This window comes from Streptomyces sp. CNX435 (assembly GCF_059570575.1).
Window position 1 is genome coordinate 199,233 of the sequence record NZ_JCANTA010000004.1, and the last position, 25,306, is coordinate 224,538.

A 25,306-nucleotide genomic window follows, 5' to 3' on the forward strand; every position below is an offset into this window, starting at 1 on the left:
CTCAAGGGTCAAGACGCGGCCGGGGGGTGGCCGGTTCCCGTCGAACGGTCCGTCAGTTGCGGTAGCCGATGTCCTGGTACCGGGGAGTGGCGAAGCCGAAGGCGCCGGCGTTGGCGAGGTCGCGGTCCGTGGCGACCAGCTCCGGGCGCTGGTAGAGCGGCACCGAGCCGGCCGCCGCCCAGATGCGGGCGTCAGCGCGGGTCAGCAGCTCGTGCGCCGCCTCTTCGTCCAGCTCGGAGACCGCCTGGTCGAAGAGCTGGTCGATCTCGTCGGTGCCGACCCGGGTGTAGTTCTGCTCGACGACCAGGGAGCCGTCGGGGGACGGCACGGGCTTGGCGTAGATCGGGCGGGCGTCGGTGGCGGGGTAGGGGGTGCCGGGCCAGGAGTAGAGCGCGATGTCGTACTCGCCGGCCGCGATGTAGTCCTGGAAGTAGCCGGGCACCCCGGCCTCCACGACCTCGGTCCGTACGCCGATGTTGTCCAGCATCCTCACCACCCGCGAGGCCACCGACCGCAGCTGCTCCGTGCCCGGCCCCTCCGGCACCACGAAGCGGAGCGTCAGCGGCTTGCCGTCCTTGACGAACGGCCGCTGCCGCGGCGGCTGCGCCACGCTCGACTCCCGCTCGGCCAGCGCCGCGCGCGCCAGCCGGGCCGCCTTCACGGCCTTCTTGTACGCCTTCGAGGACCTGCCGTGCTTCGCCGCGGCCTCCCACAGCTCCGCCTGCCGGTCCAGCGCGACGTGCTGCGTCTGGGCCGGCTGCGTGACCGACAGCGGCAGGTCGTACGTCGGCAGCACCGCCGCGGCGGGCTTGTCGTCGCCGGAGTCCGCGCCGTCCGCGCCGCCCGCGCGGTCGCGGCCGTCCCGGCTGTCCCGGTCGCCCCGGCCGTCCCGGTCCCCGGGTCCCTTCGCCTCCGCATCCCCCGACCGCGGGCCGCCCTTCCAGCCCGCCTCGGCCAGCATCTTCTGCGCCGCCATCACGTCCTGCGAGCCGAGCGCGCCGCTCTGGTCGCTGTAGCCGGGCTGGCCCGGCATCAGCAGGTGGCTGCCGAGCGGCTTCGCGGGCAGTCCGTGCGGGCCGAGGACGCTGCGCGCCAGCGTGCCGCGGTCCACGGCGCGGGCGACGGCACGGCGGACCCGCTCGTCGGCGAGCGGGCCGGCGCTGCCGTGGAGCGCGAGCTGCGTGTACGCGGGCTCCAGCGCCCGGTGGACCTTGTACGGCCGCGGGCCGGACCTCGGCAGGGAGACCATGTCCGCCGGCTTGCCGTCCTGCGCCCGGTCGGGCCTGGCGACCTGCACCGTGGCCTTCGCGGCCCTCTCGGCGCGGGCGGCCTCCAGGGCCTCGTCCCGTTCGACCTCGGCGATGTGGAGGCGGCCGGCGTTCAGCGCCTGCTCGCGTGACGTGCCGCGCGGCACCTCCTCGAAGACCAGCCGGTCGAGCAGCGCCCGGTCGCCCCACCAGCGGGGATTACGCACGAGGGTCACCGACTTCGACTTGTTCCCGGCGTTCTCGTCCGGCTTCTCCTTCTTGTCGCCGTCCTTCTTCGTGCCGCCCTTGCGCTTCTTGCCCTTCTTCTCCTTCTTCTCCTGCTTCTCCTGCTTCTCGACGTCCTTGATCGTGAACGGGCCCGCGACCTCCGGCAGCCCGGTCCTCGACGCGTCGTTGAACGCCTCCGCCGTCTTCGTCACGCTCATGGGGTAGAGCGGCGAGAACAGCCCTTCCCAGTCCGCGTACGGCTCGTCGAAGACGACCTCCACCTCGCCCGGCTCCTCGCCGGCCGCCACCGACTCGATCCGGTCGTACCCGGCGTTGCGCGCCGTCCAGTACGCGGTGTCCTGGCCGTTCAGCGCCAGCCACTGGGCCTCGAAGTCCTCCGCCCCGATCGGCCGCCCGTCGCTCCACACCGCCCTGGGGTTCAGCCGGTAGACGACCCGCTGCTTCGGGCTGCGCTCCTCGACCTCCACGCTCTGCAGGTAGTCCGGGTCGGCCGTCGGCCGGCCGTACTGGTCGAGGGTGAACAGCCGCGGCAGCACGGCGCCCGCGACGTGGTCGGTCGCCTCGCCCGCGTCGGCCTGGAAGACGTTGAACGTCTGCGGCGCCTCGTCCACGGCCCAGCGGACGGTGCCGCCCGGCCGGAGCCGCTCGCGCGAGGCGGCGGCCACGTCGTGCGCGGCGCCGGCCGCGTCTTGCGAGGAGGTGTCGCAGCCCGCCAGGGGCAGCGTGACGCCCGCCGCGATCAGCACGGCGACGTACCGCCTGCGGCTGTGAAGGGACATGCGGGATACCTCCGTGATGCACACTTTTGGCGCCATTTGCCGTTCATCACACTTCTCCTGTCCGCCACCTAAAACGAGCGCCGCCCGGACCCCACGGCGACACGGCGGGCGCGCCGCGCAACGCAACCCGTCCGGCCCAGCCGTAGGGAGATCGGCCCGTGTGCTTTCCGTACGGACCGGCAGGATCCGGCCTCGTACCTCACCCCCGGAGGGGGAAATCTGCAGATCCCTTCCCAAGCGAGCTTGTGACGCGCGACACTTCCCCCCACAGCGCCCTGAGCGCGCCTTCGCCGTGCGCGAAGGCCGTCCGGGGTGCCCTGTCAGCGCCGCCCGACCGAAGACGTGAGGGCATGTCATGACCCTGAACGAAGAACTGACCGCAGCGCAGCGCTGCGTCGACGACCTCGTACGCACCGTGAGCCGCCTGGAGCAGCGCATGGGCACCGGCGCGCTGGAGCTGCGCCGCGTGCGAACCGACGCCGACCACCTGCGGGAGTCCCTCGCCCTGCTGCGCGAGGTCTCCGCCCAGGGCCCGGAGAAGGAGGGACCGACCCTGGTCCCCATCCCTGACCAGCCGTACGACCACACCCTGTGGCGGGACGCCGACGACGAGGGACTCGGCGCCGGCGGCCGGCACGCCCCGTAGCGGACAGCCGGAGCTTCCCGTCCCGCTATCGTGCGCCTATCGTGCGCCGGGGCCGCCGTCAGGCCCCTGCCCACCGCGGTAACCCGTCCATCCCCGACCCCACTACACCCGTCCCGCCGGAGAAAACCTTGGCCACCGGAACAACTGAACGCCCGCCCAGCCCCGACCAGCCGGGCGGTGTCCGCGCGCCCGGGCGCGCCGCCATCGCGGCGCGCCATCTGCGCACCGACCGCTGGTGGGTGCAGCCGACCGCCACCGTCGCCGGGCTGCTGGCGTTCGTCATCTACTCGGCGTGGCGCGCCCTCGTCAACGACGACTACTACGCGGCGCCCTACGTCTCACCGTTCTACTCGCCCTGCCTCGGGTCCGACTGCGTCGACATGAAGGGCGGCCCGAACGTTGCGCTCTTCGGCGACTGGTGGTTCATGTCCCCGGCGGCCATCATCCTGATCTTCCCGCTGGGCTTCCGGCTCACCTGCTACTACTACCGCAAGGCGTACTACCGCGGCTTCTGGGCGTCGCCGCCCTCCTGCGCCGTCGCCGAGCCGCACAAGACGTACACCGGCGAGACCCGCTTCCCGCTGATCCTGCAGAACCTGCACCGCTACTTCTTCTATGCGGCGCTCGTGGTCGCCGCGATCCTCACGTACGACGCGATCCTCGGCTTCCGCAACAGCGAGTACGAGTGGGGCCACGTGGGCCTCGGCACCGTCGTGCTCTGGATCAACGTCGTGCTCATCTGGCTCTACACCATCTCCTGCCACTCCTGCCGGCACATCGTCGGCGGCCGGCTCAGGCACTTCTCCAAGCACCCGCTGCGCTACCGCGCCTGGGGCTGGGTGGGCAAGCTCAACGCGCGCCACGCGCAGCTGGCGTGGGCGTCCCTGATCAGCGTGGGGCTCGCCGACTTTTACGTATACCTGCTGGCCACCGGCGCATTCGACGACCCGGTGCTGTTCTGAGCCGCAGGGAGCAGACCGATGGGAAAGGCGAAGCACAGAAAATGACGCAAGTCGAACGGCAGCAGTGGGACGTCGTCGTGGTCGGTGCCGGGGGCGCCGGGCTGCGGGCGGCGATCGAGGCCCGCGAGCAGGGACTGCGTACCGCCGTGATCTGCAAGTCGCTCTTCGGCAAGGCCCACACCGTGATGGCCGAGGGCGGCATCGCCGCCAGCATGGGCAACGTCAACGCGGGCGACAACTGGCAGGTGCACTTCCGCGACACCATGCGCGGGGGCAAGTTCCTCAACAGCTGGCGGATGGCCGAGCTGCACGCCAAGGAGGCGCCGGACCGCGTCTGGGAACTGGAGACCTGGGGTGCGCTCTTCGACCGCACCAAGGACGGCAAGATCTCCCAGCGCAACTTCGGCGGCCACGAGTACCCGCGCCTCGCCCACGTCGGCGACCGCACCGGGCTCGAACTGATCCGTACGCTGCAGCAGAAGGTCGTCTCCCTGCAGCAGGAGGACTTCAGGACCGGCGGGGACTACGAGTCCCGGATCAAGGTCTTCCAGGAGTACACGGTCACGCGCATCCTCAAGGCGCCCGACGGCCGGGTCTCCGGCGTGTTCTGCTACGAGCGCGAGTCCGGCCGGTTCTTCGTGATCGAGGCGCCGGCCGTGGTGCTGGCGACCGGCGGGATCGGCAAGTCGTTCAAGGTGACGTCCAACTCCTGGGAGTACACCGGCGACGGGCACGCGCTCGCGCTGCTCGCCGGGGCGTCGCTGATCAACATGGAGTTCGTCCAGTTCCACCCCACCGGCATGGTCTGGCCGCCCTCGGTCAAGGGCATCCTGGTCACCGAGTCGGTCCGCGGTGACGGCGGTGTCCTGCGCAACAGCGAGGGCAAACGCTTCATGTTCGACTACATCCCGGACGTCTTCAAGGAGAAGTACGCCCAGAGCGAGGACGAGGGCGACCGCTGGTACGAGGACCCGGACAACAACCGGCGCCCGCCCGAGCTGCTGCCCCGCGACGAGGTGGCCCGCGCCATCAACTCCGAGGTCAAGGCCGGCCGCGGCTCCCCGCACGGCGGCGTGTTCCTCGACGTCTCCACGCGGCTGCCGGCCGAGGAGATCATCCGCCGGCTGCCGTCGATGCACCACCAGTTCAAGGAGCTGGCGGACGTCGACATCACCGCCGAACCCATGGAGGTCGGCCCCACCTGCCACTACGTGATGGGCGGCGTCGACGTCGACCCGGACACGGCGGCGGCGGTGGGCGTGCCCGGCCTGTTCGCGGCGGGCGAGGTCGCCGGCGGCATGCACGGCTCCAACCGCCTCGGCGGCAACTCCCTGTCGGACCTGCTGGTCTTCGGGCGCCGCGCGGGGCTGCACGCGGCCGAGTACGCGCGCGACGCGGCGGGCGCCGACACGGAGCGCGCGGAGGTCGACGAGGAGCAGGTCGCGGCGGCGTCGGCGGAGGCGCTGCGCCCGTTCAGCGCGGAGGCCGGTGCCGACGGTGAGGCTGCCGGGTCCGGGTCCGGGTCCGGTGCCGGGTCCGGGGACGGCGACGGCGACGGCGACGGCGGTGCCCGGCCGCCGGAGAATCCGTACACCCTCCACCAGGAGCTGCAGCAGGCCATGAACGACCTGGTCGGCATCATCCGCCGGGAGGCGGAGATGAGCGAGGCGCTGACCCGCCTCGCCGACCTGCGGGTACGCGCCCGGCGCGCCGGCGTCGAGGGCCACCGGCAGTTCAACCCCGGCTGGCACCTCGCACTCGACATGCGGAACATGCTGCTGGTCAGCGAGTGCGTCGCGCGCGCGGCCCGGGAGCGTACCGAGTCCCGCGGCGGCCACACCCGCGACGACCACCCCGCCATGGACCGCGACTGGCGCAAGCAGAACCTGGTCTGCCGCCTCGCCGACCCGGCCGGCGGCGCGCTGCCCGCGGCGGACGTCCCCGACCCCGAGCGGGGCCAGATCCGGCTGGAGAAGCGCGAGATGCCGCCGATCCGGCCCGATCTGCTCGACCTCTTCGAGAAGGACGAGCTGGTGAAGTACCTGACGGACGAGGAGCTGACCGAGTGACCACCGCACCCACCACCGGCACGGGCTACACCGCCCGCTTCAAGGTCTGGCGCGGCGACGCCGAGGGCGGCGGCCTGGAGGACTTCGCGGTCGAGGTGAACGAGGGCGAGGTCGTCCTCGACATCATCCACCGGCTGCAGGCCACGCAGGCCCCCGACCTGGCCGTGCGCTGGAACTGCAAGGCGGGCAAGTGCGGCTCGTGCAGCGCGGAGATCAACGGCCGCCCGCGGCTGCTGTGCATGACCCGGATGTCGGTGTTCGAGCGGGACGAGACCATCACGGTCACCCCGCTGCGCGCCTTCCCCGTGGTCCGTGACCTGGTCACGAACGTGGGCTTCAACTACGAGAAGGCCCGCGAGATCCCCTCCTTCGTCCCGCCGGAGAAGCTGGCACCCGGTGAGTACCGGATGCAGCAGGAGGACGTGGACCGCTCGCAGGAGTTCCGCAAGTGCATCGAGTGCTTCCTGTGCCAGGACACCTGCCACGTGGTCCGCGACCACGAGGAGAACAAGGCGGCCTTCGCCGGCCCCCGTTTCCTCATGCGCGTCGCGGAGCTGGACATGCACCCCCTGGACGCGGCGGCGGACGAGGGGCTGGACCGTAAGACCACGGCGCAGGACGAGCACGGCCTGGGCTACTGCAACATCACCAAGTGCTGCACGGAGGTCTGCCCGGAGCACATCAAGATCACCGACAACGCGCTGATCCCGCTCAAGGAGCGGGCGGCGGACCGCAAGTACGACCCGCTGGTGTGGCTGGGGAACAAGATCTTCCGCCGCAAGGAGTGACGTCCGGGTACCGCCCCGGCACCACCGGTCGGACCAATGACACGGGCGGCAGGTACTTGTCGCCCGTGTCCCGGTTCGGAATGCTCCTCTGTCATGAGCAGATCCCCCGGAAGCCGGAAGTCATCAGCGCGTACGTGGACTTGGCCGGCCGCCTCCGCCATGGCCGCCCTCCTCGCCCTCGGCCTCGGCGGCGGCGCCCCCGCGGGGGCGGACCCCGACGACGACGGTCTCAAGCAGGCACTGGACAACGTCCTCGCCGACGAGCGGCTGGAGGGCGCGCTCGCGTCGGTCGTCGTGGCCGACGCGGCGAGCGGCGAGACGCTGTACGAGCAGTCCGCCGCCACCCGGCTGACGCCCGCCTCCAACACCAAGCTGCCCACCTCCGCCGCGGCCATGGAACTGCTGGGCCCCGACTACTCCTGGTCCACGGACGTCCTCACGGCCGGCGGCGACCTGTACCTGCGGGGCAGCGGCGACCCGACGATGCTGGCCGCCGACTACGACGCGCTGGCCGCCCGGGTCGCGGCGGCCGGGGTGGACGAGGTCGACCGGCTCGTCGCGGACGACACCCGCTTCGACTCCGTACGCCTCGGCAGCGGCTGGTCCGCCGACTACGAGTCGGACTACTACGCGATGCAGATCTCCGCGCTGACCGTGGCCCCCGACACGGACTACGACTCCGGGACCGTGGTCGTGGAGGCGTACCCCGGCAAGCGGGCGGGCGACCGGCCGACGGTGAAGGTGACGCCGCCCACCGACTACGTGAAGATCGACAACCGCGGCCGCACGGTGGCGGAGGGCGAGACCGACACGCTGGGCATCGCGCGCGAGCACGGCACGAACACCATCGTCGTCAGCGGAGACATCCCGGTGAAGGCGGACGCCACCAAGGAGTGGATCACGGTCTGGGAGCCGACCGGCTACGCGGCGGCGGTCTTCCGGGACGCGCTGGAGCGGCACGGCGTCGAGGTCGGGGGCGGCACGCAACTGGGCCAGGCGACGCCGGACGGGGCACGTACGGTGGCGAGCCACAGCTCCATGCCGCTGAAGGACCTGCTGATCCCGTTCATGAAGCTCTCCAACAACGGCCACGCGGAGATCCTGACGAAGACGATCGGCGTGGAGACGGCGGACGCCGGCACGTGGAGCGCGGGCCTGCGCGGGGTCTCGTCGTACCTGGAGTCGGTGGGCATCGACACGGCCACGCTGCGCCAGGTCGACGGCTCGGGGCTGTCGCGGGGCAACACGATCCCGAGCCGCGAGTTCGTGAAGCTGCTGACGGCGGCCCAGGACGAGCCGTGGTTCGACGCCTGGTACGCGTCGCTGCCGGTGGCGTGCGACCCGGACCGCTTCGTGGGCGGCACGCTGCGCACGCGGATGTGCGACACCCCGGCGGAGGGCAACGCGCGGGCGAAGACGGGGTCGCTGACGGGGGCGTCGGCGCTGTCGGGGTACGTGACGGATGCGGACGGCAGGGAGCTGGTGTTCAGCGTGGTGCTGAACAACTACCTGGCGGGTTCGGTGAAGGACATCGAGGACCAGGTGGTGACGACGCTGGCGGGCTACGGCGAGGGGACGGTTGAGCCGGCGTCTCCGTCGCAGACGACCCGGAGCGCGGAGAAGCGGGCGGATGTGGAGTGCACGTGGCAGAAGCCGAGGGGCTGCTGAGGCCCGCCAGCTCGGGGTCGGTGCCGCTGCCTGGTCCGGTGATCCTGGCGGGCCGCGGTCGGCGCTCCGATGGCCTCGGCGTCGTTCTCCTGCTGCTGGTCGGCGGCTTCGGAGCGCCGGGAGCGCGGACCTGATGCGGGATCTGACCCGCGAATACGCCATGGACCACTTCGCAGATCCTCAAGGCGTGGGCGGTCTCAGCATCGCGGCGATCCTCGAAGACCGAGACCGCTTCGCCGGCCGACACACAGTCACCATCGTGTGCGGCAGCAACGTCGACGTAGACGCCTATCACCATTGGGTCGGTGCGGCTCCCGTCCACAGATCTTGACAATTACTCGGATGACGCCGGACCGCTGCCTGCGGAATGATCGCCGCATGCCGATTCATGCTTCGGCTCAGAAGACCTGGTTCAGCATTGCCGCGCCCTGGCGTGAGGCCCTAGGGTTGGCCTGGACGTCATTCTGGGAAGGAGGTGTAGCCGTCAGTGCGGTGTTGGCTGACGGCGACGGTCTGATCATGGGCCGCGGCCGCAACCGACGCTTCGGCTAGGCCGGGCCGAGCAGGGCGCCTGCTTGCTCACGCGGAGATACAGGCACTGGACGCGCTCCCCCCGGGAAAGCAACGCGCACCGGACACCGAGTTGTTCACAATCCTGTCGCCCTGCCCCATGTGCCTGGGAGTAGTGGTGGTCGTGCACGTCGGGACGGTCCACCTTGGGGCTGAGGATCCGACCTGGCTGGGCGTTGAAGGGCTGCCGAAGCTGAACTAGGACGTGCGGCGCCGCTGGCCGCAAACCAGCGTGCCGCTGACCGGGCCGCTCGGCCAGTTCGCCGCCATCGTGCCCTGCCTGAACACCTCCGGATCCCTGGTCCGAGCCATAGAAACCGTCGCGCCCGAGCGCGCCGAGCTGGCATGGGCAGCGGCCCTGCGCATCGCGGAATCGAACGAACCAGCCGAGACCGCCGAACGAGCCATTGAGCTGCTCCGGGTTCTGCTCACCGAGTGTCGCTGGTCAACTTCTGAACAACGTGGGCCTCTTTGCTGGGATGCAGGCCGATGCGGTGGGTAAGGGTGCGGAGTGCGGTGACCAGCTCGCCCAGGGCCAGGGTCGAGGCATGAGAGGGTGCGATGATCCAGTGACAGCAACGACAGCGACGACTTCGCGGGAGACGGCGGCGGCCGGCCGCACCCCGATACTCGTCACCGGCCTGCCCCGCAGCGGGACGAGCTGGGTCGGCAAGATGCTGCAGGGCACCGGCGAGGTGGTGTACGTCAACGAGCCGCTCAACCCGCACCGCCCGCCCGGCCGCTCCCCCGGCGTGCTCAACGCCTCGGTGAGCCACGCCTTCCAGTACATCTGCGCCGACAACGAGGAGCCGTGGCTGCGGGCGTTCCACGACACCACGCGGCTGCGTTACCACACCCTCGCCGAGCTGCGCGTCAACCGCTCGCTGCCCGACATCGCGCGGCTGGCCAAGAACCTCAAGGCGTTCACCACCGGCCGCCTCAGGGGCCGCAGGGCGCTGTTCGACGACCCCTACGCCGTGCTGTCGGCGGCCTGGTTCGCGCGGCGCCTCGGCGCGGTCACCGTGGTGCTGGTCCGCGAGCCGGTGACCTGGGCGGGCAGCTGGCGCAAGCTCGGCTGGACGACGTACTTCCATGAGCTGCTCGAACAGCCGCTGCTGGTGCGCGACCTGCTGGGCGACCGCGCCGATGAGCTGCGCGCCCTGGTCGGCAGCCAGGACGAACTGGCGAAGAACGCGGCGCTGTGGCGCGTCACGTACGAGGCGATCGACCGGATGCGCAAGGAGGTCGACTCGCTGCACGTGGTGCGGTACGAGGACCTCGCCGGCGACCCGGAGAAGGGCTTCGCCGAGCTCTGCGAGACCTGCGGCCTCGACTGGGGCGACGCGGCGCGGCGGACGGTGCGCGAGGCCACCCAGGCGGGCACCGCGCCCACCCGGGCGATGTCCTGGTCCCTCAAGGGCGGCCTGTCGCGCACCGCATACCAGCCGATGGACAGTAAGGCGGCCCTGAGGACGTACAAGGAGCGGCTCACCGAGGCGGAGATCGACCGCGTCCGCGAGCTGACCGGAGACGTCAGGGTCCGCTTCTACGACTGACCCGTCCGGTGGCCGGACCGCCGGACGGCCGGACGGATCACGGGACGGACCGGCCGCTATGCCCGGGCGCGGCGCCGCAGCGGCAGCAGCGCCCGGCGTGACGGCTTCGTCATCAGCTCGTCGACGAGCGTACCGAACCGCCTGACCGTGGTAGGCAGATCGCTGACCTCCTGCTCGGCGGCGAAGCGTTCGGGCCGCTCCAGGGCGTCGCCGACCAGCCGGCGGAAGGCGTCTTCGTCCTCGGCCAGCCGGATCAGCCCCGTCTCGTCGAGGCGGCGGCTGAACCGCACCTGGTGGTCGTCGACGTGCTCGCCGAGATCCGGCCGCCGGGGCACCACGATGGGCACCAGGCCGGCGCCCCGCGCGTCCATGATCGAGCCGGGTCCACCCTGGCAGACCACGACCGACGCCTCGCGCAGCGCCGCCTGCAACTCGTCGTGCGGCATGAACTCTTCGGCCCGCACCCCGGTCCCGTCCGGCGCCGCGGTGAAGCCGTGCTGCACGATCCAGCGCACGGGCGGCCCGCCGGTGGCCTCCCACCGTTCGATCCAGCCCATCAGCCGGGCGAACGGGTGGTGGTCGGTGCCGACCGTCATCAGGACCAGCGGCAGGTCTGCGGGGTCCGGCTCCGCCGGGTCAGTCGTGTCCGTCATCTCACAGCACCTTCCCCACCACGACCGAGTCGTCGTACAGCGCGCGCTGGTCCTCCCACTGCACCAGGAAGAGATCGGTGACCGGCTTGCACAGCCGCCCCGTCATCGTCCTGCTGTCGATGCGGTCGAAGACCTCCAGGTAGGCGGTGCGGATGCCGCGTATCCTCGCCACCCAGAAGAACGGCACCGCCACGCCGGCTCCCGAACTGACCACCAGGTCCGGGGCGTAGCCGTGTATCAGCCGCCAGGCGAGCCGCAGATTGCGCAGCAGGTTGGGCACGTTGCGCGTCGTCGGGTGGAAGGCCCAGGTCACCTCCTCGTCGGCGAGGAGCGAGCGGGCGTCCGCGCTGCCGAACGTCACCCAGCGCCGCTCGTGCTGGCGCCACCAGGGCGCGAGCCGGTGCAGCTGGGCGAGGTGACCGCCTGCGGAGCACACGATCAGCACCCGCAGCGGCCGCTGGTCCTGAGGTTTAACTCCCATCGGTTCGCTTTCCACCTAATCGGTAGCCGTAGCGGAGCATGCCCGGTGCCGTCATCGCGGTGACGACGGCCTTGTGCCTGCGCGTCATCGCCGACCGCCAGGCGTCATCGACACGCAACGGCACCGTTCCGTCCGAGAAGCGCATGGGGTTGCCGGAAACACTGTGTTCAGTCGAGAGCCGCAGTCCCGACTCCTCGACGAAATCCAGATCGCGCGGCCCCATTTCATACCCCGCCATCGCGGATATCCGGGACATCACGCCGACCGGATCGGAGACGAACCGCTCGTAGCGCAGCCCCATCCCGCCGCGATGGAACAGTCGCAAAACGTCGAACAGCCCGTTGTACGTGGACCATCTCGCCGCAAGTTTCGATACCGGAATCCTCGCCATATACGCGTCTTCGCTGACGATCTCCGGGCGCTTCACCCTTTTCGCCCACGAGTGCGCCACGCCCCGGCTGTCCCGCATGACGTGCAGGAGCCGCAGGTCGACCGAGGGCACCTGGCGCAGCAGCGCCGCGTAGGAGACGTGCTTGGACGAGTCGATGATCACCGGGCAGCCGCTCACCTCACGGATCGACTCGTAGAGCCGTCCGAGCAGGCCCGTCATCTCCCGGAGCCTGGGTGCGAAGCCGCGGCCGAGACCGGGGCGCAGCAGCTGCGGAAGGTAGCGCGTGCGGTCGACCTCCTGCTGGAGGGCGGCGACCCGCTCCGGATCGACCGCATCCCACCCGTCGAACGCGCGCTTGCCCACCTCCGTCCAGAACGGGCAGGCGAGGAAGCGATTCCCGCAACCGCACAGGTTGTTCTCAGTCGCGCCGCGCGTCCACACGAAGACCAGTTCACCGACGTGAAAGAAATCGGGAAGCTCCCCCAGAGCGCGGGAGAGAATCGTGCTGCCGCTGCGGCCAAGTCCACCGATGTAGAGCACACGGACCGGAACCATGTCAGCGGAGCATAGGCGGTCTATGGTATGAGCACAACAATACCTCGGATGAACACACAACACCCGCACCACCGTCACACCGAGGCCGCCCGCCCGGCATAAACGGCCACTAGCATGCCTGTCGGCCAGCCCGTCAGGCAGTCGCCGCCGATCTCGGCGACCCAGGCGCCGTCGCGGATCTCGCCGTCCGGCTCGATGGCCGGACTCCAGGCCGAGGCCGGGACGGCGAGGACCGCATGGTGGACGGCGTCGGTGATGGTCATGCCGACCGAGCACGCTTCACCTGGGAAGTGCTTCTTCGGCAGTAGCGCTCTGGACTCTCGACGAGTCCCATCGTTGCAGCTCAGGAGCACTTCTCGCGTTTCTGATCAAGTGGTGGGCAAGTAGCCACGTGAAGGCCCGAGGCTAGACTGTCCCGGCGTTCACCCTTATATCACCAGGGGGATCCCCACTGACCGCCACCATGCCATGCGACGGGATGCCGTGACGACAACCGGGACCGGAGTAACAGACCAGCCACAGGGGGGAGCCAGCCGAGCCGACCTCGCCGGGGCGGCCCGGAGTGGGGCGCTCGGACTCCTCGGCGCCATCGTCGCCGCGGTGGGGGGGTTCGCGCTCACCATCGTCGTCACCCGTGGTCTCGGCTCCGAGGGTGCCGGTGTCTTCTTCGAGTCGCAGGCAGTTTTCATGATCCTCATCGCCGTCGGCGCGGCGGGCGCCGACACCGGCCTGCTCTACATAGCGACCCGAAACCGGGCGATCGGCCGGGTCTCCGAGCTGCGCCGCGCCATGGCGATCGCCTTCGGGCCGACGACGCTGGTGGCGATAGGGATAGCGGTCGGCGTCTACCTCGCGGCGCCCTGGATGTCCGAGATGCTCGTCGACGAGGAGCACCGGGACCAGGGCGCCGACTACTTCGCGGTACTCGCGCCGTTCCTCGTCATCGCGATCATCGCCCTGATCGGGGTGCAGGCCACGCGCGGCTTCGGTGGTCTGCGCACGTTCGTGGCGCTCCAGCAACTGCTGTTGCCGCTCGGCCGGGTGGCGGCCGTCGCCCTCGTCCTCGCCCTCGGCCTGCACGGCCTGGCCGTGCCGCTGGCCTGGGTCTTCCCGCTGCTGATCGTCTGCCCCCTGGGGCTGTTCGCGCTCTACCGGCAGCTGCGGCGCGCCGAGCGCAACCTGCTGTCGAAGCCCGATCCGCCCCGCCCGGTGGGCGAGATCGCCAAGGAGTTCTGGGCGTACTCCTCGGGCCGCGGCTTCGCCCAGGCGTTCACGCAGTCGATCATCTGGTCCAACATCCTCATCATCGGTGCCCTGCGCTCCGCCCACGAGGCCGGCATCTACGCCGCCCTCAGCCGCTTCGTCACCACGGGCACGTTGGTGATGCAGGCGATGCGGCTGGCCATCCAGCCGCAGTTGGGCGCGGCGCTCGCGGTCGGCGAGAAGCGCCGGGCGGAGGATCTCTACCGCATCACCACGCAGTGGATCATCGCCACCTCCTGGCCGCTCTACCTCGTCCTGGCGACGTTCGGGCCGCAGGTGCTGCGGCTGTTCGGCGAGAACTTCCCGGCCGGCGCCGACGCGCTGGCCATTCTCTCGCTGTCGATGCTCTTCAGCCTCGCCACCGGCAACGTCAACACCGTGCTGCTGATGGCGGGCAAGAGCCGCTGGAACGCCGCCAACACCGTCGTCGCACTCGCCGTCAACCTCGGCCTCAACCTGACGCTCGTCCCCGGGCACGGCCTCGTCGGAGCCGCCATCGCCTGGTCGGCGAGCATCGTCAGCGAGCGTCTGATGGGCATGTTCGAGGTGCGGGTCTTCCTCGGCATGCGCGGCTTCGGCAAGGGCGCGGCGGTGGCGATGGTGCTCTCCGCGACGCTGTACGGCGGCGTCGGCCTGGCGATCCGGCTCACCGTCGGCGCCACGTTCCCCGCCTTCGTGGCGTACCTCGTCGGCACCACCGCCGCCTACGGGGTGGCGCTGTGGCTGGTCCGTGACACACTGGGCCTTTCGGCGCTGATGGCGATCATCCGCAAGCGTGCGGATGGCGGCGCCCCGCCGGCCCGGCAGGGGCCGCCACCGCGAAGCGGGCCCGGCGGCAGCGCCGGGCCACGGCCGAGTCGGCCACGTTGACGTCCCGGCCCCAAGGGCAGGCACCGCAAGCCCAAGCGCTGGTCGATCTCCGGCCGCAGCCACACCTAGGCCGTCCGGATAGGCCGTCCGGTAGCCGTGCCCTGTCCGGAACGCACGGACCGCCCTGGCGTCCAGCGTGGAGTTGCTGAACGCCAAGGCGGTCGGGGAGCTGTTCCGGCGGCGGCCCGCCGGGAGGGGGTTACGTCCGGACAGACTGCGCCCGCCCGTGCCGCCGCCCGCCGGGGGCGGCGGCCGGGGTCTGGTCCTGCCGCTCGAATCGCTCCTGCCGCTCGCGGTTGCCCGCCTTGCGGCCCGAGACGACCGCGGCGCAGCCCGCGATGGGCGTGCCGAGCTGCTCCAGGCCGATGGCGAGCGACTCCAGTTCGGTGCTGCGGGTGCGCGCGCACCGCCCGACGATGAGCGCGCCGCCCGCCACGCCCGCCAGCGTCAGGATCGCCGAGCGGGTCAGCTCGCCCGAGGCGTCGAGCACCACGTAGCCGTTGTTGGCGGTGAGATCGGCCATGAGCACCTGGAAGTGCTCGCTCGCCATCAGCGGGCGCAGGCTGTCGCCGTACGCCACCCGCAGGCCGGGGACGCTCGACGGCGCCAGCGCGTCGCCGCTCGTGCCGCCTGGCATCGCGGTGCCCTGCATCATCGGTGTGTAGCCCTGGCCGCCGTCGAGCGCGCCGAGCCCGGCGGCCTCGCTGCTCTGCCAGCCCGGCATCAGCAGCGCCACGTTGTTCTGCGCCTGGGCGATCGCCACGGCCAGGCTGGCACCCGCCGTGCCGGATCGGTTCGGGCGGGTCAGGTCGGCGACGAGCACCACCCGGGAGCCCGCCCGCCTGAGCGCCGGTACGAGCTGCGCGCGCAGCAGCCGGTAGGACTCAGCCGCCACGCCACCGGGTTCGTCGACGAGCGGGGCCGCGGAGCCGACGGGAATCTCGGCGAGCAGCGGGGCATGGACCGCCTGGCTCACGTCCCTGCCGGTGCGCACCCGCTTGTCCAGCCCGTCACGAACGAAGGCCGCGAGCAGCGCCACCACGAGCGAGGCGAGCACGCCGCCGACCAGGAACATGGTGCCGCCGGCCAGCGACGCCGGGCTGGCACTTCTCGCCTCGCGCAGCACGGTGCCGGGCGAGAAGGACAGCGTCTCCAGCTCGGTGCGCCGCGAGGAGAGGTTCTGGATGGTGCTGTTGGCGACCTGCCGGTCGGCGTTGGCCTCCTGCCACTCCTGGGTGCCCTCCTCGGCATCGGCCACCGCCTCCTCGGCGGCGATCAGCTCCTCCCGGGCCGCGTCGATCGACACCTCGACGTTGCGGAGCATCGACTGCTGCTGCTCTCGCGCCTCGCCCTGGCGGTTGTCGAGGTACGCCTGCGCGAAGGCGTTGGCGCCGTCGACGGCGGCCCGCCTGCTGTCGGCGGTGTAGGCCAGGGTGAGGCTCGCCATGTTGGTCGCCGGCGTCACCGCCAGCCGGCCGCGCATCGCGTCGGGATCGCCGGCCGGCGACACCTCCTCGGCGGCGCGCTCCGCCACGGCGGAGGACCTCGCGATCTGCGCCTCGGAATCCGTGTTGACGAGCTGGTCGGGCGTTCTGCTGCTCATGAACGGATCGGCGACGATCGGGTCAATGCGAACAATGGCGGTCGCTTCGTAGGAAGACGAGGCCAGCCGGGCATAGCCCGCGAACGCGGTGATGCCGACCAGTGCGACGATGAGCACGGTTCGCCACCGGCACCGAGGCACTTCCAAATACTGCCTCACGTCTACGGACTGCGCGTCGGATGTGACAGTCATGAGTACCTTTGCTTCGGCGGGGGCAGGACACGCCGAGTCGGTGTGGGGGACCCGGACGACGATACAACGCGGCCTTGCTCACCCTGAGACGATTCCGTGAACATACAAACATCGCATGAACGACTTCGAACGGGATCACCCGCCGGACCGATGTTCCGGCGATCCTTGCAAATGATAATCTCAGCCCCCGTCGCGCGGCGAGATAACTGATGCTGGCCGCCAGCGGCACGCAGCTGCAAGCGGCCCCGTAAGCGATGAGGTCACACCATGAGTGATAGCGCCGCAGCGACGGCCCGGAATGCCACCCCCACCAAGCCGGCCCCGACGGTGAGCGTCGTGGTCGCCACGCGCGACCGGCCGGAGTTGCTGCGCCGCGCGGTCGCCGCCATCCTGGGGCAGCGGTACGAGGGTTTCGTCGAGTGCATCGTCGTCTTCGACCAGAGCGAGCCGGTGCCGGTGCCGGTGGAGCCCGGCGAGAACCGCGCGCTCAGGCACATCCGCAACGAGCGCACGCCCGGCCTCGCGGGCGGCCGCAACACCGGGATCCTCGCCGCCGACGGCGACCTCGTCGCCTTCTGCGACGACGACGACGAATGGCTGCCCGGCAAGCTCGCCGCCCAGGTCGAGCTGATGGAGCGGCACCCCGGCACGCCCCTGGTCTCCAGCGGCATCATCGTCGCCTACGGCGACAAGGAGACCCCACGGCTCGCGCCCGACCGGGCGCTCGGGCGCCCCGACTTCCTGCGCGACCGCATCATGGAGGTGCACCCGAGCACCCTCCTGATCCGCCGCCCGGTGCTGCTCGACCGCATCGGACTCGTGGATGAGGAAATTCCTGGCGGGTACGGTGAGGATTACGAGTTTCTCCTGCGCGCAGTGGACGTCGGCAGTATTCACGCGGTGCACGAGCCCTTGGTGCGGGTGCTCTGGAGTGCGCGGTCTTACTTCTTCGACCGGTGGAAGATGATCATCTCGGCGCTGCACTACCTGCTGGAGAAGCACCCCGACTTCGCGACCGAGCCGGTGGGCATCGCCCGCATCGAGGCCCAGTTGGCCTTCGCCCACGTCGGCCTCGGCGACATGCGGCAGGGCAGGCGGTGGGCGATGAAGTCACTACGGCACCACTGGCGCGAGCAGCGCGCCTACGCCGCGCTGCTGGCCAGCACGCGGCTGGTGAAGATCGACACCATCGTCAAGCTGGCCCACCGCTCGGGCCGAGGGATCTGATGCCCGCCGCCGCTCCGCCCGTTCAGCCCGCTCCCCCGGCGAAGCCCGCGCGGCCGGAGCCGGCCACGGCGCGGCGCGCCACGCCGCCGCTGCCGCGCTGGCCGCTGTACGCGCTGTTCGTGGTCTTCCCGCTCTGGTGGCTGATGGGCCTGGGGGACATGATCTGGCCGCTGTTCGCGGTGCCGATGACCGTCCTGCTGCTGCGCCACGGCCGGCTCCGGGCCCCCAAGGGCTTCGGGCTGTGGCTCCTCTTCCTGGTGTGGATGCTGGCATCGGTGATCGAGATCGACACCGGGGGCCGGATGATCGGCTTCTTCTACCGGGCGCTGATCTACCTCGCCGCGACGGTGATCTTCCTCTACGTCTACAACGGGACCGAACGGGACCTGCCGGCCCGCCGCGTGGTGCTCGCGCTGTCGGCCTACTGGTTCGTGGTGATCGCCGGCGGCTACCTGGGCGTGCTCTTCCCGCACAGCTCGATCAGCACGCCCATGGCCCAACTCATCCCCGGCGGCCTCCAGTCGAACGAGCTGGTCTCGCACATGGTGACGCCGCGCTTCGCGCAGGGCGATCCGGAGGGCTTCTACGCCAACGAGCCGCGCCCATCGGCGCCGTTCGCCTACACCAACGGCTGGGGTCACAACTACGCCGAGCTGATCCCGTTCGTGCTGGTCGCCCTCAGCTTTCTGCGGCGGCGGAGCCGGATGTTCTGGATCGTCCTGGTGCTGCTGCCGGTCTCGCTGGTGCCCGCGTACCTCACCGTCAACCGGGGCATGTTCGTCGCGCTGGGCCTCGGCCTGACCTACGTCGCGCTGCGGATGGCGCTGCGCGGCAACGCCAGGGGGCTGCTCGCGCTCGGTGGGCTCCTCGTGGTCGCGCTCGGCATCAGCCTGGCTGTCGGCCTGCAGGACCGCGTCTCCGACCGCGTCGACAACAGCCAGACCAACGAGACGCGTCTCGCGGTCTACGAGGAAGCGTACGAACGGACGCTGGACTCGCCGCTGTTCGGCTACGGGGCGCCGCGCCCCTCGCTGCTGGGCGAGGGCGTGCCCGCGGTAGGCACCCAGGGCCAGTTCTGGAACGTGCTGTTCTCGCACGGCTTCGCGGCCGCCGCGGGCTTCCTCGGCTGGTTCGTCTGGCTCTCCTGGCGCACCCTGAGATCGCCCAACCAACTGGCGCTGTGGATGCACGTCGTCGTGGTGATGACGACGGTCATGATGTTCTACTACGGCCTCATGGACTCCGGCCTGATCATCGCGATGATCGCCGGCGCGCTGGCGCTGCGCGAGGCCGAGCGGCAACCGCCGCTGCCACCGAGGGCGACGCCGCTCCTAGCCCCGGCGCGCACATCGCACACACCGCACGTATCGGGCGACACCGCGCCGCACGTGCCGGCGGGCTGACTTTCACCCGGAGTTCATGATGCCGAAATATCGCGGCGTACGGCGAACTCGGACTGGGCGGTCTAGACGCCTCGGCTGGTCACCACCCATAATCTGGGACTGCTGAGCGCAATGCAGGGGCCGCACTGCGCAGGACATGAAAGGTCAGTCTGATGCCTTAGGAGCATCCATGAGCGACCAGACGCCAGCGCGCAATCAAGGACGATCCCGTTCGGGTCGATTCCGCACAAACAGGTCTCCACGTCACAGGTTGGGCCTGGTCACGGCGGCGATCGGCAGCATCGTTCTCGGCCCGCTGACGATCAGCAGCTCCACGGCGGACGCCGAGCCCACCGCGCGCGATGCCCAGTCCGTCCAATGCGGCCTCAGTGAAATCCTTGTCCCCAGCTGCGGGGTTCTGTGGGGGACTTACACTCAGCCCTCCGAGGGCCGTACTCCCTACAAGACGATCACGGACCTCGAGTCCGACATCGGCCGCAACTTCGACCTCATCCACCGGTATCACGACTTCTCCAACACCGGTACGCCCGGCGTCTTCCCTGACCGCTGGGAGCGAATGTTCGGCAACGACGACCCCCGTCGCACGTTGTTCTTCAACTGGACCACGCGGGTCCACGGCACCGATGATCGGGCGTCGTGGCACGCAGTCGCCGCCGGCGCGTACGACGAGTCGGTCATCCGCCCGGTGGCCCGCCGGATCGCCGAGTGGGGCCGGCCGGTCTTCCTCGCCTTCGACCACGAGGCCGAGGGCAACCGCCGCGACACCCAGGGCAACGGGCCGCAGTACGTGGAGGCTTGGCGCCGCATCCACGACATCTTCGAGGAAGAGGGCGCCACCAACACCATCTGGACGTGGATCCACGTCGGATGGGTCGGCCACGCCGAGAACATGCGCAACTTCTACCCGGGCGACGAGTACGTGGACTGGATCGGCTACGACCCGTTCAACTACTACACGTGCCGGGATAACAACTGGCGCACGCCGGGCGAGACGATCGGCACCTGGTACAACTGGCTGATGCGCAACGGCTTCGACGACAAGCCGATCATGCTGGGCGAGTACGGCACCGTCGCCGATCCCGAGAACGAGTGGGCGCAGGCCCAGTGGTACCGCAACCTCGTGCCCGTGCTGCGGGATCACCCGCGTATCAAGGCCGTCAGCCAGTTCAACACCTTCAAGGCGTGTGACACCCGGGTAACCACCCGCCCTGACGTGCTGAAGGCGTACGGCGAGGCCGGACGGCACCCGTACGTCGACATCAACGGCGACCAGCGGGAGTAGCCGCCCCGTGTCGCCACCGTAGTGCCGGGCGCCGAAACCCCCCACCAACCCCCACATCGGCGCCTGGTCGGCAGGCCGTCATCTCTCGTGAACTCCCAGGTCAACCGGGTAGCGCCGCCCCGTCAGACGGCGTTTGCGCCCGCGTCGCCCCGCTTCACGGAGAATCCACAAACCCCCCACATGGATCTGCTGTCATGCGCATGACCATATTGATGTACTTATCTCCGCTGCTGCACAAGGACAACCGCTGCGCATCGGGGGTCACAACGTCATCCGCACCGTACGCACCGTGCGCACCGCCTACAGAGACTGCCCAGGTCTCGCACTGCTTCCCGGATCCCACCCGATTCCGGGTCACACCCCGCGCGCGGCCGCCCCCCTTCCTGCAGCAGACGCCCGCCTGAGGGCCGGGCCCACCGGTCCCTGAGCCGCGTCACCCTCTGGTCACAGAGGATCGGCGACCCCGTCGTCGCCACCCCCCACCCTCTATCGCCAAGAGAAAAGCGGTAACTCACCATGACGAAGTCACCCCCCACAACGCGCCGTTGCCTCCAACGGCCTGGTGTCGCGTCATTCACCAGGAGAATGCCCGCTCACCGTCGAGCGGTCATGCCCCCCGCCGGATCAGCTGCCGAGCGGGGGTGTCGCCGTGCCACTGCCCACGCTTGAACTCACGGAGCCGGACCGGCACCGGACACGCCACCAGGACCGGCGTCCGGCCGGGGGCCCGGCCAGGGCCAGGGCGCACCGCTGGGAACGCCGTTACGTCGCGGCCCTCGTCCTCACCGACGCCGCCGTCGCGCTGGTCGCGGCCGGGGCGGCGTTCGCGGCACGGTTCGGCACCGCCGCCAGCAGCGGCTATCTCGCCCTCAGCGCCCTCTTCCCCGTGCTGTGGGTCCTGGCGCTCACCCTGTTCCGCGCCTACGACGTGCGCTTCCTGTTCATAGGCCTGGAGGAGTACCAGCGCACCTTCATCGCGGGGGTGGCGCTCACCGCCACCGTCGCCGTCATCTCCTACGCCGCGGCGCTCCAGATAGCCCGCGGCTACGTCGCCCTGGTGCTGCCCTGGGCCCTGCTGCTCGACCTGCTCTGCCGGTTCGTCCTGCGCAAGTGGGTGCACCGCCAGCGCGTCAAGTCGGCCCGGTTCATGCAGCGGGTCATGGCCGTCGGCTACGAGCGGTCCATCGCCGTCATGGCCCGGGAGCTGCACCGCCACCGCTACCACGGCATGGAGATCGTGGGCGCCTGCCTGCCGCCAAACCAGCCCTACCGGGACCGGATCGAGGACCTCGACGTGCCGGTGTACGGCCGGTTCGGCGACGTCGTCGATGCCGTGGAGGAGGCAGGCGCGGACACCGTCGCCGTGCTCTCCTGCCCCGAGCTCGACGGCGCCGAGCTGCGCCGCCTGGCATGGCAGCTGGAGGAGAGCAACGTCGATCTCGTCGTCGCGCCCGCCCTGATCGACGTCGCGGGTCCGCGCACCACGATCCGCCCCGTCGACGGCCTGCCGCTGGTGCACGTCGACCATCCGACGTTCTCTGGCGGCCGGCGCGTGGCCAAGGAGCTCTTCGACCGGGCGAGCGCGGGCCTCGCGGTGCTGCTGCTGTCGCCGCTGATGCTGGCCATCGGCATCGCGATACGGCTGACCAGCCGGGGCCCCGCGCTGTTCCGCCAGACCAGGATCGGCAAGAACGGCGAGAGCTTCACCGTCCTGAAGTTCCGGTCGATGTACGTCGACGCCGAGCAGCGCCTCAACGAGCTGCGGGCGGTGAACGAGAACGACGGCGTCCTCTTCAAGATCCGCGACGATCCGCGCATCACCCGCCTCGGGAAGCTGCTGCGGCGCTACTCGCTCGACGAGTTGCCACAGCTGTTCAACGTGCTGGCGGGGCAGATGTCGCTCGTCGGGCCGCGCCCGCCGCTGCCCAGCGAGGTCGAGCAGTACGCGGGCGACGTCAACCGCAGGCTCGTCGTCAAGCCGGGCCTGACTGGCCTGTGGCAGGTCAGCGGCCGGTCCGACCTGTCCTGGGAGGAGTCGGTACGAATCGACCTGCGCTACGTCGAGAACTGGTCCCTCGCGCTCGACGCGATGATCCTGTGGCGCACCGCCTTCGCGGTGCTCAGGTCGCAGGGCGCGTACTGAACGCGCCGGCCCTCACGCCGGTCGCGGGGCGAGGTCCAGCGGCGGGATCTGGTCGATGTCGAGCAGGCTGTAGCCGTAGGCGTTGGCCCGCTCTTCGTACCGCTCGCACAGCCGCCGGAAGCGGCGGCGGTTGACGGGGTCGGCCGCCCCGGCCAGCCGCAGCCAGCGCGAGCGGTAGGCGTGGGACCGGTTCTGCACGGAATCGGCGGGGACAGCGCTGGGCAGGCCGAGGAAGTCGCCCACCCGGTCGAGGGTTTCTCTGGGATGCGTCACCAGCCGCTCGTAACTGAGCACGTGCAGCCTGGATATGTGCGCGGCGTCGGCGCGGAGCGTGTCGTGTGCGCGGAACCAGTTCTCGAAGAGCGTGGAGAGCCTGGTACGCGGCGCCCACTTCTTGGTGGAAAGTGTGACGATCGCGGGGTGGCGCATGATCACGACGAAACGGGCCTCGGGAAACAGCTTCTGAAGAAACCGCGTCATCACGAGGTTGGCGGGCGACTTCTCCACCAGGAACTGGCGCTCCAAATCCCAGTATCTCCCCCATTCACTCAGCATTCGCTCGCCGTTGCCCTGGGCGGCGAGCAGCGATTCCTCCGTCATGTGCGCCGCGGCCGAGAGCGCGAAGCGACCGGGTCCCGAACGGGTGCGTTTCGCCGCCGTGGGATACACCGACTGGAGATACTGCCCCTCGTCCTCCATTACGCCCGTGTCGTGAAATCCACTGACCTGAGGATGGGCCGCGAGCGCGCGCGCCAACGGCGTGGTGCCGCTGCGATGCAGGCCGCCGATAAAGATCAGCATCTGCCCGGGCCTGGGCACTCGACTTGCCACTGAGACTGACACTGAGTCGTTCCCTTCGCACGAATTGTCGTGACCTGACTCATAGGCTGGAGCTGTCGCCGTTCATCATATGAGCCGCGGCGGCCCGATGGGCCGGCCGATTCACGAGACGCCCTTCACGGCCGGGGCGCGCGGAGCAGGGTGACGCCCGCGGCGGCGCAGCGGGCCTCGAGGTCGGGCGGGGCGACGGCGACGGCGGTCCAGCCCGGCGGGAGCCTGGTCCAGGCGGGGGCGTCGCGGACCGCCGGCTCGGTGGCGTCGGCGAGGACCACGACGCGACGGTCGCGGGCGGCGACCCGTTCGTCCGGCACCCGCCGCACGGGCGGCCTGACGCATGGCGTAGACGAGCCCGTCCCACCGCGGCCGCGGCCAGTTCGTCAGCGCATGGTCGCCGAGGTCCACCCACTCCCCGGCAACCACCCAGCCACGCTCGGCCGCGTACCGCTGACATCACACTATGCGCTCGTCCAGAGCAACGGGCGTCAGCGTGGCGTGCCGGTCGTAGATGAACGCCAGCGTGGGGCGCCTGGTGCCGTCGTCGGAGGTGTCCATGCCGCTCGCCTGCCGTCGGTGATCGGGTCGTCACCAAACATAGAAGCACGGAGCGTGTATCTACAGGCACGGAACGTGGCGATTTGCCTCGGTGCCCGCCCGACGGGACACGAACCGTGCCCGTCAGCCGTCCACGGCCAGGAACTCCGCCAACTGCCGCTGAGCCCCCGTGAGGCTGCGCTTGCGGGTCTTCAGCACGTCCTCGAACGTGATCGCGGCGAGCCGCTGATGACGCAGCCACTCGGGAGCGTCCCGCCGCAGCGTCATCAGCACGTCGGTGGCCTCGGCGCCATGCCGCAGCATCGCGTGCGCACGCGCGACGTCGAGGCGGTGCCGGTTCCAGTTGTCCGAGGTCGCCTTGCCCGCCCCGCGCGGCAGATGCTCGGACATCTCCAGCACCCGGTCCGGCCGCTCGGCGATCAACTCGGCCTCGATCGCCTTCAGATCGACCGTCAGCGGCCCGAACGTGCCTCAGCCTCGTAGATGCTCCGTCACCTCGGAGCCGAGCGCGACGCCCGCCGTGCGCGCGAGCGACACGAGATCCTGGGCCTCGTCCGGTCGGTTGTTCCGCGCCGCCGCGGCGCTCGCGCGGAGCAGCAGCCATCCCCACGCGGCCAGTTGCTCGCGCGATGCCCGCGAGATCCGCGGCTCGATCTCGTCGGCGGTGTCGGTGGCGAGCTGTTCGGCCTCATCGAGACGAGCCTGCCGCAAGAGGATCCACGCCTGGCCGATGATGGCGGACGCAGCGTTGAGCCGATCGCCGATCTGTGCCGCATCCCGTACGGCGTCGCGCAACGCCATGTGCGCCAAGTCGTAGGCACGCACCTGCGTCAGGTACCGGCCGGCCAATTGCAGGGCTTCGGAACGCAGCGCCAGGGCAGCGGCACGCTCGTCGCCGGCGTCGAAGTAGTCGACCGCCGTGTGGGCGGAGCGGATCAGTTCGGGCAGTAACTCGGCGACGCGCGGGTAGTGATCTCGGTGGTAAGCGAGGGCTACCGCGGTGGTGGACGCACGCAGCTGGAGGGCAACGCGCGGGCGAAGACGGGGTCGCTGACGGGGGCGTCGGCGCTGTCGGGGTACGTGACGGATGCGGACGGCAGGGAGCTGGTGTTCAGCGTGGTGCTGAACAACTACCTGGCGGGTTCGGTGAAGGACATCGAGGACCAGGTGGTGACGACGCTGGCGGGCTACGGCGAGGGGACGGTTGAGCCGGCGGCTCCGTCGCAGACGACCCGGAGCGCGGAGAAGCGGGCGGATGTGGAGTGCACGTGGCTGAAGCCGAGAGGGTGGTGCTGAGCGCCCGCGCGCTGCCGAGGG

22 protein-coding genes and 3 pseudogenes are annotated in these 25,306 nt (G+C 70.4%); 15 read left to right on the forward strand and 10 right to left on the reverse strand.

Features of this window, described 5'->3' with window-relative positions; all coding sequences use genetic code 11:
- Positions 1 to 52 precede the first annotated feature (52 nt).
- Entirely contained in the window at positions 53 to 2,275 is a 2,223-nt protein-coding gene (locus T328_RS09870) for an ABC transporter family substrate-binding protein (RefSeq protein WP_496495559.1), read from the reverse strand.
- A gap of 355 nt (positions 2,276 to 2,630) precedes the next feature.
- Between T328_RS09870 and T328_RS09875 the strand changes: the two genes are divergently transcribed.
- The 9 genes and pseudogenes from T328_RS09875 to T328_RS09915 all read left to right on the forward strand — a co-directional run bounded on the left by T328_RS09875 (position 2,631) and on the right by T328_RS09915 (position 10,534).
- Positions 2,631 to 2,921, forward strand: coding sequence for an Rv0250c family protein (locus tag T328_RS09875; RefSeq protein ID WP_047017871.1), 291 nt, complete (start codon positions 2,631 to 2,633; stop codon positions 2,919 to 2,921).
- Positions 2,922 to 3,049: 128 nt separating this feature from the next.
- Entirely contained in the window at positions 3,050 to 3,883 is an 834-nt protein-coding gene (gene sdhC / locus T328_RS09880) for a succinate dehydrogenase subunit SdhC (RefSeq protein WP_496495560.1), read from the forward strand.
- Positions 3,884 to 3,924: 41 nt separating this feature from the next.
- Positions 3,925 to 5,952 (forward strand): fumarate reductase/succinate dehydrogenase flavoprotein subunit, encoded by a 2,028-nt coding sequence (locus tag T328_RS09885; protein ID WP_496495561.1) that lies wholly within the window; start codon positions 3,925 to 3,927, stop codon positions 5,950 to 5,952.
- Positions 5,949 to 6,740 carry a succinate dehydrogenase/fumarate reductase iron-sulfur subunit gene (locus T328_RS09890; protein ID WP_496495562.1) on the forward strand — a complete coding sequence of 264 codons (792 nt, stop codon included), beginning with the start codon at positions 5,949 to 5,951 and terminating at the stop codon, positions 6,738 to 6,740. The genes T328_RS09885 and T328_RS09890 overlap by 4 nt, the downstream gene beginning before the upstream one ends.
- A 93-nt stretch (positions 6,741 to 6,833) precedes the next feature.
- Positions 6,834 to 8,408, forward strand: coding sequence for a D-alanyl-D-alanine carboxypeptidase/D-alanyl-D-alanine endopeptidase (dacB, locus tag T328_RS09895; protein WP_496495563.1), 1,575 nt, complete (start codon positions 6,834 to 6,836; stop codon positions 8,406 to 8,408).
- Positions 8,409 to 8,604: 196 nt separating this feature from the next.
- Positions 8,605 to 8,739, forward strand: a pseudogene (locus T328_RS09900) (threonine dehydratase); the annotation flags it as partial.
- 11 nt (positions 8,740 to 8,750) lie between these two features.
- Positions 8,751 to 8,960, forward strand: a complete 210-nt coding sequence (locus T328_RS09905) for a hypothetical protein (RefSeq protein ID WP_496495564.1) — start codon at positions 8,751 to 8,753, stop codon at positions 8,958 to 8,960.
- 19 nt (positions 8,961 to 8,979) lie between these two features.
- A complete protein-coding gene (locus tag T328_RS09910) occupies positions 8,980 to 9,180 on the forward strand; it encodes a hypothetical protein (RefSeq protein WP_496495753.1) in 201 nt (66 codons plus the stop codon).
- 367 nt (positions 9,181 to 9,547) lie between these two features.
- Positions 9,548 to 10,534: a sulfotransferase gene (locus tag T328_RS09915; protein WP_496495565.1), complete on the forward strand. Its 987-nt coding sequence runs from the start codon at positions 9,548 to 9,550 to the stop codon at positions 10,532 to 10,534.
- A gap of 56 nt (positions 10,535 to 10,590) precedes the next feature.
- Here T328_RS09915 and T328_RS09920 read toward each other — a convergent pair whose 3' ends face one another.
- The 4 genes and pseudogenes from T328_RS09920 to T328_RS09935 form a co-directional block, all read right to left on the reverse strand.
- Entirely contained in the window at positions 10,591 to 11,187 is a 597-nt protein-coding gene (locus T328_RS09920; protein ID WP_496495566.1) for a glycosyltransferase, read from the reverse strand.
- Between the two features lies 1 nt (position 11,188).
- The gene (locus tag T328_RS09925) at positions 11,189 to 11,668 is read right to left on the reverse strand and encodes a hypothetical protein (protein ID WP_496495567.1); all 480 of its coding nucleotides are present in this window, start codon (positions 11,666 to 11,668) and stop codon (positions 11,189 to 11,191) included.
- Positions 11,658 to 12,614: a sulfotransferase gene (locus T328_RS09930; protein WP_496495568.1), complete on the reverse strand. Its 957-nt coding sequence runs from the start codon at positions 12,612 to 12,614 to the stop codon at positions 11,658 to 11,660. The genes T328_RS09925 and T328_RS09930 overlap by 11 nt, the downstream gene beginning before the upstream one ends.
- A gap of 101 nt (positions 12,615 to 12,715) precedes the next feature.
- A pseudogene (locus T328_RS09935) lies at positions 12,716 to 12,883 on the reverse strand (IS1380 family transposase); the annotation flags it as partial.
- Positions 12,884 to 13,214: 331 nt separating this feature from the next.
- Between T328_RS09935 and T328_RS09940 the strand changes: the two are divergent.
- Positions 13,215 to 14,747 carry an MATE family efflux transporter gene (locus tag T328_RS09940; protein ID WP_496495569.1) on the forward strand — a complete coding sequence of 511 codons (1,533 nt, stop codon included), beginning with the start codon at positions 13,215 to 13,217 and terminating at the stop codon, positions 14,745 to 14,747.
- 199 nt (positions 14,748 to 14,946) lie between these two features.
- On the opposite strand, the gene T328_RS09945 is transcribed toward T328_RS09940, so the two are convergent.
- Positions 14,947 to 16,467, reverse strand: a complete 1,521-nt coding sequence (locus T328_RS09945; protein ID WP_496495570.1) for a hypothetical protein — start codon at positions 16,465 to 16,467, stop codon at positions 14,947 to 14,949.
- 342 nt (positions 16,468 to 16,809) lie between these two features.
- Here T328_RS09945 and T328_RS09950 point away from each other — a divergent pair, with 342 nt between their 5' ends.
- The 4 genes from T328_RS09950 to T328_RS09965 all read left to right on the forward strand — a co-directional run bounded on the left by T328_RS09950 (position 16,810) and on the right by T328_RS09965 (position 22,597).
- Positions 16,810 to 17,769 carry a glycosyltransferase family 2 protein gene (locus T328_RS09950; protein WP_496495571.1) on the forward strand — a complete coding sequence of 320 codons (960 nt, stop codon included), beginning with the start codon at positions 16,810 to 16,812 and terminating at the stop codon, positions 17,767 to 17,769.
- Positions 17,769 to 19,172, forward strand: a complete 1,404-nt coding sequence (locus T328_RS09955; protein ID WP_496495572.1) for an O-antigen ligase family protein — start codon at positions 17,769 to 17,771, stop codon at positions 19,170 to 19,172. Before T328_RS09950 ends, T328_RS09955 begins: the two co-directional genes overlap by 1 nt.
- Positions 19,173 to 19,422: 250 nt before the next feature.
- Positions 19,423 to 20,454 carry a glycoside hydrolase family 26 protein gene (locus T328_RS09960; protein ID WP_496495573.1) on the forward strand — a complete coding sequence of 344 codons (1,032 nt, stop codon included), beginning with the start codon at positions 19,423 to 19,425 and terminating at the stop codon, positions 20,452 to 20,454.
- 649 nt (positions 20,455 to 21,103) lie between these two features.
- Positions 21,104 to 22,597, forward strand: coding sequence for a sugar transferase (locus T328_RS09965; protein ID WP_496495574.1), 1,494 nt, complete (start codon positions 21,104 to 21,106; stop codon positions 22,595 to 22,597).
- A 12-nt stretch (positions 22,598 to 22,609) separates the two neighbouring features.
- On the opposite strand, the gene T328_RS09970 is transcribed toward T328_RS09965, so the two are convergent.
- The 4 genes from T328_RS09970 to T328_RS09985 form a co-directional block, all read right to left on the reverse strand.
- A complete protein-coding gene (locus T328_RS09970; RefSeq protein ID WP_496495575.1) occupies positions 22,610 to 23,398 on the reverse strand; it encodes a sulfotransferase family protein in 789 nt (262 codons plus the stop codon).
- A gap of 155 nt (positions 23,399 to 23,553) precedes the next feature.
- On the reverse strand, positions 23,554 to 23,748 hold the full coding sequence (locus tag T328_RS09975) for a hypothetical protein (RefSeq protein ID WP_496495576.1): 195 nt from the start codon (positions 23,746 to 23,748) through the stop codon (positions 23,554 to 23,556).
- A gap of 364 nt (positions 23,749 to 24,112) precedes the next feature.
- Positions 24,113 to 24,412: a hypothetical protein gene (locus tag T328_RS09980; RefSeq protein ID WP_496495577.1), complete on the reverse strand. Its 300-nt coding sequence runs from the start codon at positions 24,410 to 24,412 to the stop codon at positions 24,113 to 24,115.
- A 48-nt stretch (positions 24,413 to 24,460) separates the two neighbouring features.
- Positions 24,461 to 24,814: a hypothetical protein gene (locus T328_RS09985; RefSeq protein ID WP_496495578.1), complete on the reverse strand. Its 354-nt coding sequence runs from the start codon at positions 24,812 to 24,814 to the stop codon at positions 24,461 to 24,463.
- 201 nt (positions 24,815 to 25,015) lie between these two features.
- On the opposite strand from T328_RS09985, the pseudogene T328_RS09990 reads away from it, so the two are divergent.
- Positions 25,016 to 25,285 (forward strand): annotated as a pseudogene (locus T328_RS09990) (D-alanyl-D-alanine carboxypeptidase); the annotation flags it as partial.
- Positions 25,286 to 25,306: the final 21 nt, after the last annotated feature.